Genomic DNA, 12,979 nt, shown 5'->3' on the forward strand with positions numbered 1-12,979 from the left:
GACCTCTTTAAACACAACTCAATATTTTTATTATATCATATTAGTTGTTTGTGTAATTAATTTTGTTTGACTACTTATGAAATTGACCCCCATTACGGAAACGAAGCGATTAAGCTTTGGAGTGACACTTCGCTACATCTGAATATCGCTGACTTTACCCAAGCGACACCACCTAACTCTGACGAGGAAAAAGCTAACTTAGTCATTTGCAATCCTCCCTATGTCCGACACCATCATTTGAATCGACTTGAAAAGCTGCGGCTGCAACAGCTAGCACAGCAAACAGCGGGAGTTAAACTCAGTCAGTTGGCTAGTCTTTACTGCCATTTTTTGTGCATTGCGGATGCGAGTATGGCTGTTGGCGGCTTAGCGGGGTGGCTGATTCCCAGTGGATTTATGGATGTGAATTACGGACAGCAAATTAAGGATTACTTGCTAAATCGCGTTACCCTACTGCGAATTCACTGTTTCGATGCTGCTGACGTGCAGTTTGAAGATGCACTCTGTACGTCAGCAGTGGTTTGGTTTAAGAAAGCTTTGCCACCTGCTAATCATGCTGTTGAGTTTACCTATGGAGGGAGTTTGACAGCATCTAAAATGTCGCTGATCGTGTCGGTGGAGTCGCTACGCAGTGCCGCTAAGTGGACTAAGTTTGGGCTGATGTCTGGCAGCATGAATTCTCAAGAGCAGCCGTTGAAACTTAAGGACTTATTCACTATCAAACGGGGACTGGCGACGGGAGCAAACAATTTTTTTGTGTTGACACCAGAGCAAGTTTCTGCTTACCAATTGCCCTTTGAATTTCTCAAGCCGGTTTTGCCCAGTCCCCGACTGTTATCATTGGATGAAATTGAAGCAAATGACTTGGGAAATCCGATTCTCGATCGTCGATTATTCTTACTATCGTGCGATTTGCCCCCTTTGGAGGTGAAAGCTAAGTATCCGTCGCTTTGGGAATATTTGCAGATGGGAGTAAAACAGGGAATTTGCGATCGCTACCTGTGCAAGCATCGCTCTCCTTGGTACTCACAGGAAAAGCGTCCTCCTTCCCCGTTCCTTTGTACTTATATGGGTCGTCAGGATACTGGTAGAGGTAGACCTTTTCGATTTATTCTCAATCATTCAAGGGCGACGGCTACGAATGTATATTTGATGTTGTATCCTAAACCTGCTCTTGCTAAAGCACTTTCAGGTAAGCCAGAATTGCATAAAGAGGTGTGGCAGGCGCTCGATCGCATTTCTGATGAGGCACTGATGGGTGAGGGGCGCGTGTATGGGGGTGGATTGTATAAGCTGGAACCGAGGGAATTGGGCAATGCTCTAGCTGAAAGGATTCTTGAGGTTTTACCCAAAAGAAGCGTACCTGAGCTATAAGGAATGAAAAATAAATAAGGTGACTAATAGAGCAATAGTTTACCTTGGGTCAAGGCTTCTGGGGTTTAATTGTGCAAGTTATTGATTTTTCATTCCTAAGTAAGAACTGAGCACGATCGCTATCTGATGTTTCATGTCGGATGGTGTGGAGAAAAACGAGTGTTTGGATGTGTTATTAACATTGAGATGAGGATAATTGAGTTATCAGATTGAATACACTGACGCTGCTATTGAACATCTAAAATTTCTAACAACTCGGCAACAACGAACTGTATTAGATACTGTAGATGAACAACTAAAATATGAACCCCTAGTTGAGACAAGAAATCGCAAACCGATGGAACCTAACAGTTTAGCGACCTGGGAATTGCGGATCGGAAATTTACGGGTGTACTACGATGTAGAAGTAAATACAGTTTCTGTAGTCTATATTCAAGCAGTTGGAGTCAAGAATCGCAACCGAGTTCGGATTGGTCAAGAGGAAATTGAACTATGAAATCAGTAGAACTTGCACAAGCAACTGAATCGTTGGGTAAATATATTCAAGTTTTGGGAAAAGAGCCGTTGCTTATTACCATCAAGGGAAATCCTGTAGCTGTCCTAACACCAATCGCCGACTTAGAAAATTTACCCTTAGCAACAAATCCAGATTCGCTAATATTAATCAAAAAATCTTTGCAGCGACAACCGTCAGATTGTGCAGCATCATTAGCCGATTATGTCTGCAGTTTGGGAACCGAACCTGCGATCGCAGCATTTGAAAGTAAACCTGTCGCTCTTTTGGTAGCTATAGCTGATATTGAAAGGGTTTCTTTAAGTAGCAATCCTCAGTTTTTAGAGATTATCGATCGCTCCAAACAACAGCAAAAAGCAGGTAAAGTTGTGAGTAGTGAGGAGCTACGAAAGAAGTTAGGGTTAGGATGAAGAAAGGAGCGATTTTGTTTTTATAATATTTGTTGAGGGGCGGAGTTATTTTTAATTTCTATTGTTGCTGTTAATTTCATGTTTAATTACCTCAATTGATTTGATCCTAATCTAGGTTACAAGTTTGTATTTGAGATCGCTATTAAATCCTTTCGTCAACCCGCTTTTGCCAAAGTGCTTTAGACAGCTTACTCCCAAACTCTTCGAGATCCAGTATTAGTAATCTCAGCCTTCGGATAAAAACAAATTTGAATTGCTAGGTCAACAAGTTTTTCTAATTCTAGGTTGTTGGCATATTTGTGACTTCTGAAAAGGAGGGGAATCCAAATATCATAAGGCTTATACAGATCGATGGTTTTCTTTGAAACAGCTTGTATTGTTGTTTCCATATCGCCACTACTCAAGATGTTCGCAACAAGCTCCCCTGTATTGCGTCTCCAAACTGCTCCCCACAAGCCATCATTACAGTCAGCATCCCCCATATTAACCACCATACGCAATTTTATTAGCGTCCCGTCCAAGCTAACAAGATCGAAGTCAAACCAGTAATATTTTCCAATGCCATCCAGATGGCGTGCCCCTCCACAAGCTCTAGCGTTTTCTATGTGGTGTCTTGGAATATTTGGACAGTCAATGTATTTAGCCGTACTACATTGTCCTAAAACTGAAATTGGATGAATCGGAACAACCATTTCATCTTCATTGAAAATGCCCTTTCTATTGAAAGCCTGCTTTATCCATGTTGGCAACTCTGACCCTATAGCATTTTTAATAGGTGACAAATTGTTAATGCAAGTTGGCCAGGTGACTTGCCTATCATCTTTGTCATATAGAATCCATTTCTTCTTCATTTTGACTAGGAATCTCTCTGTGCTTAACCTTAACCTACCGGTTTAGAAAATCTCAGTAACTTAATAACCTTGATGTGAAAACTAACTGTTAATTGTATCGCAGTTGCAGTCTAATACGCCATTACAGCGCATAAAAACGCAAATATTTAATTCCTAAATTTACGCTTTTCTACAGGCTCCACCCATACAGTGCAAAACCCCGAAGTAGCTGGCCTTCCCGCAACTTCCAGAGTTACCCCCAAACGCTTAACCTCCTTCTTACATTCTAAATCAGTAAGACTATCCGAATTCCACTTCATCAAATTCCGAGCCAACTTCCCCTCAGCGCTATTCGCCCACCGCAAAGCCTCCGCCTGCTCCTGAGTTAGATGAACCGCTTCCCCAGGCGCAAACCCTCCTTGCGACCAAAGTAAACTCATCCATCCCATCAAAGCACCTATACCCAAAGTAGTCAACAGAATACTCGCCGCTACCACCAAAGAACCCGCAGAAGTCGCCACCCTCTTCAATTCCGTCTGACGCACCAGAGAATTGACAGCCTCAGCGATTTGCCCCTCTTGCTTCTCAACCGCCACCCGTTCGTAACTCGCCAGAGTCTTATTAATCCGCCCCACCCAACGATCGAACGCCAACTCAAAATCCTCCGGTTTCGGACTCTCTTGAATCAGCACTTCCAATCGGCCAGTAGCCAACAAAATCAGAAAAATCGGGTCAGTGGGCTCAATTTTCCCCTTAAAAGCCAACTCCAAAACTTTGCGCCGATACTCCTCAGATTGCCCCTCTAAAGCAATATCCAGCAACGATTTAGTATCAACAGCACCATAACTCACGGCAACATCCCCGTAGTTTCAAACGCTTCGTAAGCCGACAACATAAACGACTTAATCCGCTGTCGGCCCAGCACACCGAGTTCCTGGCTATTTCTTGCCAAATCAAAAGTTATCCCCTGAGCATCAATTGCATTCCTTTCCCGCGAATAAAATTTAGGAAAATCAATCACCTTGACCTCATACTTTTTAATAGCATTCTGTACCTCCTCCATCTCTTCCACAGAACTCCAATCATCCTCCAATCCCAAATTACGGACGAGGACGTGAGCAATCTTATTGTCAAAATGCTTAACTGACTTCAAAAATAGCTGCACGCTATCATAACCCCCCGTGCAAATAAACCACTTGCAAAAACTAATTCGAGACTGCTTCCCCAACTCAATTAAATTGTTCCTTCCCATCCACTTAGTCACCAAAGGATAAACCTGAGCCGGTAAATTGACAATTACGCTCTTCTCAAACGCCAATTCAAAAATTCGATCCGCTTCGTAAAACTTCTTCTCGTCCTCACTAAACAGAGCTTCACGGCATACACTATCATAGATTCGAGACACATCAGGATTAGAGCGATCCGTATCTACCGCAAAAAACGGAAAATTTTTATCCAAGAAATACTGAATTAAAACCCTAGCAAATAAACTCTTACCAACCCCACCTTTCTCTCCATCAATCAGATGAATTTTAGTAGCCGATTTCTCAACCTTCTCTAACCCGCACTCTTTGAAACTATTCGAGTTTTCTGTCGCTGTACCCATACCTGAATCTCCTCCTTCATCAACCTGTTTAGCCAGAGAATCTGTTAGCTGCACTTGATACTTGGAATTCCTACTTTTATTTGCCATGTGCCAGTACCCAATTTCACGATTTATTATCCAGCAAATCAATAATTGAAGCGCAATTACGCGAATCCTGAATCGTCAAAACCCCCGCCATCCTCTAACTCAAACAAGTCACCCGCAGTTAATCCGTCGCGGCTGGAATTGTTAGAAGACATCAAGCTACCCGCACCGCCCAGCACAGAGCAATCTGCCTCCTCAATATCACCGCGTACTTCTTGCGAAAATGGTATTTTGGAAATAGAGATGCCCCCTATATTAGTGGGAGGATATTCAATCCCGCCTTGCTCGCACAAATAGAGAGCGTGCTTTTCTAGAATATAGACGGCATTTCTAAATAACCGCCCTAAAATAATTGGATCGCTCTCCCCTTTTTCCAGATACGCTAGTGGCAGCCAGTAAGGGCGCAGAGCTTGGAGAATCATTTCTCTCGAAGGCAGCAATAAATTGCCTTTAATATACGAGAGCAAAACTCCATCAGGCGTAGATTTTACAGGCTGATAGCGCCACGAGAAATCTACTTTTTCTTTTGGCTTAACCATGAGCAACTATCTCCTGTAAAGCGGAATCTTTTGACCCACAAACAGCATTAGCTGTGACCTTGGAATTGAACTGCTTTTTCAAATTACCCTTGAAATACGAAAACATCCCATAGACATCATTGAGCCGATTTTCAAACCCTTTCTTTGCCAAAATAGGTGGCATAGCAACTTCGGCATTCCAAACAATCGGGAAGCGATCGTAATGTTCGTTTAACTCGTTTTTCAGGTAATCCGCCGTCCCACCACAGAACACCAATTCATCGCAATCTGGCGGCAAATTCTCATCCAACCAACTGGTGAGACTCCGCACATACTCAGGCCGCGCCTCTTTGATTGCTGCTATCATTTGCTGCACTTCTTCCGCTCGCCCTTGCTTAGTCGTGCTGCGAGCCAACCGCATCAAAGAAGCTGCCTTAAACTCAAAGCCCGCTGCTGCGATCGCCGGAGTCAATCGCTCCGCAGTCTGTCCCGAAGTCTTAGCTACCACCTTTTCCACCATGCGGATGAAGCCCAAATCGCTTGTTTTACCCGGTCTAACATCCCCCCGTTGCACCACCAGCAAACTGGCATTACGGTAGCCAATCATGGCGATCGCGCACACCCGTTCCTTCAAAATAGAACCCACTTTCTTGTTGTGCATTAGGTAAATGCCACCGCCCTCTGGCTTGCAGTTAAACGCCACCAAATCCACGCTCATCTGACCTGTGGGAGTTTGATAATCCGCTAAAGCTTCGCGCAACACCCGCTCGAACCTCCCCCGATCTTCATATTCCCCCGGTGGCAACAACACGCCGATCGCCGCCGTAAATTTCGCAGGCAAATTCAGCTTTTCCTTAATCGCCCACATCCCAGCCAGAGTTTTGTGCAGGGCCCTCTCGTATTTGAGCTCCGAAAGGCCAGCATTAGCGTGAAACCTCTCTTTTGCCAAATACCCTACTGCCCTGTAATCGTTCCTAAAGGCAACCCAAGCCATATTCTCAGGCTCGGCTGACCCCAACTGGTCTCTGGCATAAGCCAAAATTGATTCGTGCGGTACAGATACGACCTCCGGCTCCATACACAGCAATCGAATTTGACTTTTTGACCCTGCGTAGAGAATCTTGGTAGCTGACCCCCCGTAATCGTAGGCCGCGATCGCTTGAGGCCCTATGGTTTCGATAGTAGTTTCGCTCATATCGCAAGTCTTCCTAATTGAAGTTTCAAGAGTGGTAAAAGAACAGCCCTGTACGTTTGGGCGTGCAGAAATAACCCTTACGCTTCAGCCAAGTGCACCTCAAAAGAAAGCTGCAAAACAACAGCTATTGAGGGTTTAAAACGCACTTACTACTTATTAACCCTCCTAAAACCTCCCCTCCTTCAGCCAGTTGTCTGAATCCCAGCACCCGCAAAAATCGGACTCACGGCTGAGGCTGGGACAAAGCTTTTGGTAGCAAGCTGTGTCAGAGGTGCGTGCAAACTGCTTTCTCTAACGGGGTAGCACCCCTATGAGGAGAGCGCTGCTGCCAGCCTGTCGCTGTTCAATGGAAAATTTTCCATTAGACAGACATCCCGAAAAAAAATGTAGAGATAAGGGCGATCGCGTATGCAAGCAAAAGTGGAAGAGGACGGATCGATGATTTTCGGAGATGTCTATGGGAAATTCCCACGCGAGTCGAACCCACCCAAACCTGGATCTCGGCCTGCGTGACAATGGAAAATTTTCCATTGGAAATACCTACGCCTGTTGAATTCAGCCAAACCCGAGTCCGAACCAAGGGTGGCAATGGAAAAATTTCCATAGGAAAGACTCACATCGAGTTTCCATGCGTTAAAGCCACTCCAGGCAACAAGCGATCGGCAGGTGGCTGAGGCGCGATCGCCCGGAAGCGCACTCTACGCGATCGCAGCCGAAGGATAAAGTTCGTTACCCCAACATCGAATCGCGAGCAAACTAGCCATGTCGAGATCCAAACGAATCAAAAGAATAGCCATACACCTAACGCCAGAAGAACTTCAACTTGCTGAGACAATGGCTAAAAATCTCCATGTGAGCATCAGCAGTCTGTTCCGATACCACACTTTTAAACAACAACATCAACCAGCTTTGTGCCAAAAATTAGCCGAACTTAACCTCCGCCTCAAACCGATTGCCCTTGCTACAGAACAAGCATTATGGATGGGGGAAAAAATTACACAGCCAGCCAACTTTGAGGATCTGATTGAGCAAGCTTTGGCACTGCTCAAGCAAGTACAGCAACAGCAAATGAACGTACCAGTTCTAATGAATTTAAGCGATATTGAGGAAAATTTAGAAGCTCCTAGCGAAAAGTTTTAATAAAACCATCCACAAATCATCACTTTTTTACTACACAAGTTTTAAGTTTGGTAAATAATGATTGGCAAGCAGAAAATCGGTAAAACTTTTACTCCATTGCTCAATTACCTCTTCTCCAAAGAAGGAGCTTCACTGATTGGAGGAAATATGGTAGGAGAAAATGCCCAGGAATTAGCTGCGGAGTTTCTCTTTTCCAAACAACTCAACCCTAGAGTTGAAAAACCAGTTTACCATGTGACTTTGAGCGTGCCTTCTGGCGAGTATATCCCTGATGCCAAATGGCGGGCGATCGCTCTTGATTACCTAGAAGGAATGGGACTCGATCAAAACCTATTTGCCATTATCCGCCATACCGACCGCGAACACGACCACATTCACATTGCAGCCAGCCGTATCAAATTAGATGAAAAAGGAACTTGCGTATCAGATAGCTGGAATTACCTACGCAGCGAAAAATTGATTCAAGAATTGGAAGAAAAGTACGACTTGACACCAGCTTCTCGCAGTTTTGATAAAGAACGTCGTTCTCCCACAACTGGCGAACACCGATGGTTAGCAAGAACGGGGGAAATCAGCACGCGGGAACAACTGCAAACAGCACTAGATCGTACAACCACTGACAGTCCCGCGCTTGCTCTTTTGATTGACCGACTCAGCGAACAAGGTATTAGTGTCAAAATAAAACCTACCCCCGCAGGTGAATTAGGCATTAGCTACAAATTAGATAATATCGCTTTTAGCGGCACTCATTTAGGCAAAGCTTACACCTTCAAGGGGCTGCAAAAATACAGAGGAGTCACTTACTCTGCTAATACTGACATAAATGTGGAAGCCATTCCCCCATTGCAAGAGCGAGAATTGAACGAAATTTTGGAAACAGAAAACTCTAAACCAAATAGCGACGCGAACACTGATAGTGATGCTGATGACTGCGGCGAAATGAGGAACAGCAGCATCGAGAGCAATTTTTCACCAATATACTGGCAGAGCAACTCTAACATTGACAGGCCAGAGCGAGAAGGAAGCAGCACAGGGACTTCCTCAGAAACCGACAAAGATTCTCTAATCTCTGAGTCAGAAGATGTAGGCAAACCCGACTCGCCCAACGATCGCGAAACATCGGGGTTCGACTCACTTAACTGGGAGTCTGTACGAAGTAATTTAATAGAAAATGCTTGTCTGCCAGTCGAATTAATCGACCTGCTACACGACAGGGGATGGATAGACGCAGACAGCCTGAACCGCCCTGTATTCCAACTCCGCACTCTTACAGGAGAGTACAGAGGAACCTGCACCTTAGACGCCAATGGAAAATTTTCCATTGACAGTCATGGGGAAGGCTCACATCAAGGAGGCGACAACAGTGAAAAGGGAGTTTTCTGGATAGCGGTTCAAAACAATATTGAAAGAGCCATTATTGCCAGCAACCCGGTAGAACTCCTGTCTGTAATTGCCTTAGATCCAGATTTCAATAATAGACCGACTTTATACTTAAGCATTGATGCGGTTTCTTCGCTGCCAACCGACTTTCTTGAGGAAGTAGAAACTATAGTAGTCGGCTTCAAAGGAGATCGAGACGGCGATCTACTGTCAAAAGAAATTATTGAAACATTCCCTCAATCAAAGCGAATCAATCCAGGCTTTGCCGGCTGGAACGCAATCTTAGCATCTCAAGAGCAAGAAAACGAAAATGGTTTTAACGATCGTGATGAAGCAATCGAGCGCAATTTTGGCGTAATTTTGGATTAATCAAAGCTCACTATTACTATTTTACGCAGCTTTCATCGGGCCAGGAAACGATGACTGAAGTTGGGCGATAAACAAATTGCTTATTTCCCGCCATTTTCCACTTGTTTGAGCAGTAAAGCCGTCGCTGCAACCCACCTAAAAACAAAACAATATGCAATTTGGAAAAGCGCTTTTTCCAAACCTGCTTGTCCAAGCCGTGACTCAGCCTCTATTATCAGTAGTGTGAAAGAGTGGAAGCGCCACCTCAAAATTATGAATCTACGTCACTTACTTCTCTCGACTGCGCCCTAAACCTTCGTGCAACCAGCGAGAATGGAACTCTGCTTTGTTAGAAGAAATAATGGAAGGACTTAAAGCAGTTTATCTCTCAATTAAATTCAGCGATTTGCCATTGGTGAAGTGGCTGCTAGCGCAGCATTATGAATGGCTGGTTAGCAAAAATTTGAATTTGATAAATTCCCAACTCTCATCATGAAACTGCATTCACCCATTTGCGATATACCAGGGTTAAACCCAAGCAATTACAAAATGCTAGAAAGGCTGGCTCTTGCAACTGTACGAGACTTACTGCTCTACTTCCCCCGTGATTACATCAAGTATCGGCGAGTAAAAATTTATCAGTTGAAAGTAGGCGAGTCAGTCACGGTTGTAGGTAAAATTCAGAATCACGAAGTAGTCAGTCCGCCTAAAAATCCCCTGCTAACAATTCAGACTATTATTGTCAAGGACAGAACCGGTAAAATAGCCTGCAAGCGTTTCTTCAACCACCCGTACTACCAATCAAAAAATTGGAGGAACGAGCAAGCCGCCACCTATGTTGCTGGAGGCATTGTTGCTATATCTGGGATAGTCAAGGCCGATCGCTATTACGGAAGGCTCTTAACTTCACCTGAAATTCGATTAATTGACCTAGATGAAGCAAGAGACACGAAAAATTCTATCATCCCGATTTATCCATTAACCAAAGGAATTAGCAACGAAATCATCCAAGATGCAGTATCCTCTGCTTTGGAAGTTCTTGAGTTACTGATTGACCCCCTACCACAGGATCTCAGACGAAAGCATGGTTTGATGGAATTGCAGGAAGCGATCGCAAACATCCACCAGCCCCCAGACGAAACCAAACTAGAAGCTGCCCGCCGTCGCCTGGTATTTGATGAGTTTTTCTATCTCCAGCTATCGTTTCTGGTGCGTCGTCATCGGCTTTTGGCGCGATCGGCTCTGACAAAAATAACTCCTGTTGGCTCACTGCTCGAACAGTTTTATTCTCAACTCCCCTTCTCGCTTACCTTTGCTCAACGTCGGGTCATCAACGATATTCTCAACGACATGACTTCTAAAACGTCAATGAACCGTTTGGTACAGGGGGATGTCGGTTCTGGTAAAACTATCGTTGCAGTCGTTGCTATCCTCGCCGCTATTCAGTCCAGCTACCAAGCGGCACTAATGGCTCCTACAGAAGTCCTAGCCGAACAGCATTACAGGAAGATTGCGGTGTGGTTTGAACGCCTTGGCGTTTCTGTTCAATTGCTGACGGGTTCTACCAAAACCCCTAAGCGCAAAGAAATTCACGCGCAATTAGAGACAGGTGAACTTTCACTATTGGTAGGAACTCACGCGCTGCTGCAAGATAAAGTCAACTTCAACAAACTAGGTCTGGTTGTTAAGTAGTTGGACACAATTAATTACCCCAAATACCGCCTAAAAACCTTGCCTATTCAAAAGTCTTGATGTAATTAATTCTGTCCGGTTACTTATCGACGAACAGCACAGATTCGGGGTGCAACAGCGACAGGACTTACTGAACAAGGGAAACAGACCTCATGTGCTGACGATGACCGCGACTCCTATTCCGCGTACTTTAGCACTGACCTTGCACGGGGATTTGGACGTCAGTCAGATTGATGAGTTACCGCCCGGTCGTCAGAAGATTCACACGAAAGTGCTTAATAAAAGCGCTTCAGCATACGATTTAATCCGCCTTGAGGTACTTCGAGGTCGTCAAGCGTACATCATCCTTCCTCTGGTCGAAGAATCGGAAAAGCTAGATTTAAAAGCAGCGGTAGCAGAATACGATCGACTGTCAACTGAAATCTTTCCCGAATTTAGGGTAGGATTGCTACACGGTCGGATGACATCAGCCGAGAAAAATGAAGCGCTCAACTCATTGGGCGACAACAAAACCCAAATACTGGTTTCCACGACTGTTGTGGAAGTGGGCGTGGATGTTCCAAACGCTACAGTCATAGCAATTAATTTCAGACCTTCTTCGAGACTAAAAACTCCGGCGACAGTTGCGGTAACATATTCTCCGACACTGTGACCCATCACAACATCGGGTTCTATTCCCCAGGATTTCCATAACTTAAATAAAGCATATTCTAAGGGAAATAAAGCGGGTTGAGTATAAGCAGTTTGGTCAAGAATAGCAGGATTTTCTAAATTAGAATAAAGTGCTTTTAGTAGAGGAATTTATAAAGAGGGTTGCAGAAGGCGATCGCATTGCTGCAAAACTTCACAAAACCGGGGTTGAGTTTGGTATAAATCCCATCCCATTCGTACATCCTGAGAGCCTTGACCCATGAATAGGAAAGCTATTTTTAGTTGACTGCTGCTCTGGAGTGTTCAACCGGGAATTATATTATAACTTGGTTTCAAGAATCAAATAACCATTCCGAAAATAAGACAGATGGGTAAGTAATTTTAACGGCAATCTTAGTTGCCAATGCCAATGCTCTGGATATAGCTGATATAGGCACGAGACATTGACCAGATGCAATCCCATCGCTGTCACCTCTTGTTCATTCTTGGCATACCACTTATGGGGTGCTTGAATTTGACTAAAATCCTTACTAGCCAACTTTCCACAATTGCCTAAAATGTCCATGACTAATAGAGCACCTGAAAACAGAGAACGCATTTGAGAGACTAAGTGCTGCACCTCATTTCTCTCAAAGTAGGGCAGTAAGCCTTCTGCAATAAATAAAATGTTTTCAGGTGGTACATCGGGCACAGCATTCATCCAGTCAAAATCCATCACTGAAGCACTAATAAACTGGTGCTGCTGTGTCTGTGTATCTAACTTATAGCGTAGTTCAGTTACCGCAGGCAAATCCAGTTCCAGCCAACGATAAGTATTCTCCCCGATGCGGTGAAAACGAGTAGATAACCCAGCCCCCAATTCCACGACAACAGGATTGGAATGGTTAGCAATATGACGAGATGCTATTTGGTCATGATGGTAAGCTCGTACAGCAAAGCTAGTTTGGGTAAGCTTTGATTTACTATAAATTGCTTCTAGCCCGTTATCCCAAGGCAAGAGTTTGCTCCACTCAACAGCTAATGGGTCTTGAAAAAGAGGATGAGGATGAAGTTGTTCATCAGCTCGTGCCCTAATGGTCAAGATCATAGTGCGAGACACACCTGTAAGTTCTGTAATGATTTGAGACATGAAGGTAATAGTATGTTTATGCAGTCATACATCTGGAGTGGAGAAGAACTTGAATGAGTTACTCCTAGATTCCCTTGCTAACCCTGCGGGTAGAGCCAGGAAATTTTT

The 12,979-nt window shown here is 44.3% G+C and carries 14 protein-coding genes and 2 pseudogenes; 9 read left to right on the forward strand and 7 right to left on the reverse strand.

What is annotated here, in order from left to right:
- Window positions 1–66 precede the first annotated feature (66 nt).
- The 4 genes and pseudogenes from QUB66_RS08445 to QUB66_RS08460 all read left to right on the forward strand — a co-directional run bounded on the left by QUB66_RS08445 (window position 67) and on the right by QUB66_RS08460 (window position 2,298).
- Window positions 67–1,374 carry an Eco57I restriction-modification methylase domain-containing protein gene (locus QUB66_RS08445; RefSeq protein ID WP_332968400.1) on the forward strand — a complete coding sequence of 436 codons (1,308 nt, stop codon included), beginning with the start codon at window positions 67–69 and terminating at the stop codon, window positions 1,372–1,374.
- A 117-nt stretch (window positions 1,375–1,491) separates the two neighbouring features.
- Window positions 1,492–1,587, forward strand: a pseudogene (locus QUB66_RS08450) (hypothetical protein); the annotation flags it as partial.
- On the forward strand, window positions 1,571–1,870 hold the full coding sequence (locus QUB66_RS08455) for a type II toxin-antitoxin system RelE family toxin (protein WP_332968403.1): 300 nt from the start codon (window positions 1,571–1,573) through the stop codon (window positions 1,868–1,870). The pseudogene QUB66_RS08450 and the gene QUB66_RS08455, both read left to right, overlap by 17 nt.
- On the forward strand, window positions 1,867–2,298 hold the full coding sequence (locus tag QUB66_RS08460) for a type II toxin-antitoxin system Phd/YefM family antitoxin (protein ID WP_332968406.1): 432 nt from the start codon (window positions 1,867–1,869) through the stop codon (window positions 2,296–2,298). Before QUB66_RS08455 ends, QUB66_RS08460 begins: the two co-directional genes overlap by 4 nt.
- Window positions 2,299–2,486: 188 nt before the next feature.
- On the opposite strand, the gene QUB66_RS08465 is transcribed toward QUB66_RS08460, so the two are convergent.
- From QUB66_RS08465 to QUB66_RS08485, 5 genes are all read right to left on the reverse strand, one after another.
- The gene (locus tag QUB66_RS08465; RefSeq protein ID WP_332968407.1) at window positions 2,487–3,149 is read right to left on the reverse strand and encodes a hypothetical protein; all 663 of its coding nucleotides are present in this window, start codon (window positions 3,147–3,149) and stop codon (window positions 2,487–2,489) included.
- Window positions 3,150–3,295: 146 nt separating this feature from the next.
- Window positions 3,296–3,979 (reverse strand): DUF6753 family protein, encoded by a 684-nt coding sequence (locus QUB66_RS08470; protein WP_332968408.1) that lies wholly within the window; start codon window positions 3,977–3,979, stop codon window positions 3,296–3,298.
- Complete coding sequence (locus QUB66_RS08475; protein ID WP_332968409.1) at window positions 3,976–4,821, reverse strand: mobilization protein; 846 nt, start codon at window positions 4,819–4,821, stop codon at window positions 3,976–3,978. The genes QUB66_RS08470 and QUB66_RS08475 overlap by 4 nt, the downstream gene beginning before the upstream one ends.
- 56 nt (window positions 4,822–4,877) lie before the next feature.
- A complete protein-coding gene (locus QUB66_RS08480) occupies window positions 4,878–5,357 on the reverse strand; it encodes a hypothetical protein (protein ID WP_332968410.1) in 480 nt (159 codons plus the stop codon).
- The gene (locus QUB66_RS08485; protein WP_332968411.1) at window positions 5,350–6,531 is read right to left on the reverse strand and encodes a ParM/StbA family protein; all 1,182 of its coding nucleotides are present in this window, start codon (window positions 6,529–6,531) and stop codon (window positions 5,350–5,352) included. The genes QUB66_RS08480 and QUB66_RS08485 overlap by 8 nt, the downstream gene beginning before the upstream one ends.
- Window positions 6,532–7,293: 762 nt before the next feature.
- Between QUB66_RS08485 and QUB66_RS08490 the strand changes: the two genes are divergently transcribed.
- From QUB66_RS08490 to QUB66_RS08510, 5 genes are all read left to right on the forward strand, one after another.
- Window positions 7,294–7,671: a hypothetical protein gene (locus QUB66_RS08490; protein WP_332968412.1), complete on the forward strand. Its 378-nt coding sequence runs from the start codon at window positions 7,294–7,296 to the stop codon at window positions 7,669–7,671.
- A gap of 57 nt (window positions 7,672–7,728) precedes the next feature.
- Window positions 7,729–9,420, forward strand: coding sequence for a relaxase/mobilization nuclease domain-containing protein (locus tag QUB66_RS08495; RefSeq protein WP_332968414.1), 1,692 nt, complete (start codon window positions 7,729–7,731; stop codon window positions 9,418–9,420).
- A 325-nt stretch (window positions 9,421–9,745) separates the two neighbouring features.
- Complete coding sequence (locus QUB66_RS08500; protein WP_332971223.1) at window positions 9,746–9,895, forward strand: hypothetical protein; 150 nt, start codon at window positions 9,746–9,748, stop codon at window positions 9,893–9,895.
- A 53-nt stretch (window positions 9,896–9,948) separates the two neighbouring features.
- Entirely contained in the window at window positions 9,949–11,091 is a 1,143-nt protein-coding gene (locus QUB66_RS08505) for a DEAD/DEAH box helicase (protein ID WP_332968417.1), read from the forward strand.
- Window positions 11,092–11,254: 163 nt separating this feature from the next.
- Entirely contained in the window at window positions 11,255–11,743 is a 489-nt protein-coding gene (locus tag QUB66_RS08510; protein ID WP_332968509.1) for a helicase-related protein, read from the forward strand.
- On the opposite strand, the pseudogene QUB66_RS29720 reads toward QUB66_RS08510, so the two are convergent.
- Window positions 11,668–12,021: pseudogene (locus QUB66_RS29720) on the reverse strand (acyltransferase domain-containing protein); the annotation flags it as partial. The gene QUB66_RS08510 and the pseudogene QUB66_RS29720 overlap by 76 nt on opposite strands.
- A 40-nt stretch (window positions 12,022–12,061) precedes the next feature.
- Window positions 12,062–12,871 carry a class I SAM-dependent methyltransferase gene (locus tag QUB66_RS08520; protein WP_332968419.1) on the reverse strand — a complete coding sequence of 270 codons (810 nt, stop codon included), beginning with the start codon at window positions 12,869–12,871 and terminating at the stop codon, window positions 12,062–12,064.
- Between the last annotated feature and the right edge of the window lie 108 nt (window positions 12,872–12,979).

The organism is Microcoleus sp. A2-C3 (genome assembly GCF_036706065.1).
Classification (GTDB): Bacteria; Cyanobacteriota; Cyanobacteriia; order Cyanobacteriales; family Microcoleaceae; genus Microcoleus.

Excerpts from the sequence above, each read along its gene's own strand:
- QUB66_RS08460 (WP_332968406.1), top strand. The coding sequence starts at position 1,867 with ATGAAATCAGTAGAACTTGCACAAGCAACTGAATCGTTGGGTAAATAT.
- QUB66_RS08475 (WP_332968409.1), bottom strand. The coding sequence starts at position 4,821 with ATGGCAAATAAAAGTAGGAATTCCAAGTATCAAGTGCAGCTAACAGAT.
- QUB66_RS08495 (WP_332968414.1), top strand. The coding sequence starts at position 7,729 with ATGATTGGCAAGCAGAAAATCGGTAAAACTTTTACTCCATTGCTCAAT.
- QUB66_RS08480 (WP_332968410.1), bottom strand. The coding sequence starts at position 5,357 with ATGGTTAAGCCAAAAGAAAAAGTAGATTTCTCGTGGCGCTATCAGCCT.
- QUB66_RS08485 (WP_332968411.1), bottom strand. The coding sequence starts at position 6,531 with ATGAGCGAAACTACTATCGAAACCATAGGGCCTCAAGCGATCGCGGCC.
- QUB66_RS08505 (WP_332968417.1), top strand. The coding sequence starts at position 9,949 with ATGCTAGAAAGGCTGGCTCTTGCAACTGTACGAGACTTACTGCTCTAC.
- QUB66_RS08490 (WP_332968412.1), top strand. The coding sequence starts at position 7,294 with ATGTCGAGATCCAAACGAATCAAAAGAATAGCCATACACCTAACGCCA.
- QUB66_RS08520 (WP_332968419.1), bottom strand. The coding sequence starts at position 12,871 with ATGTCTCAAATCATTACAGAACTTACAGGTGTGTCTCGCACTATGATC.
- QUB66_RS08510 (WP_332968509.1), top strand. The coding sequence starts at position 11,255 with ATGACCGCGACTCCTATTCCGCGTACTTTAGCACTGACCTTGCACGGG.
- QUB66_RS08465 (WP_332968407.1), bottom strand. The coding sequence starts at position 3,149 with ATGAAGAAGAAATGGATTCTATATGACAAAGATGATAGGCAAGTCACC.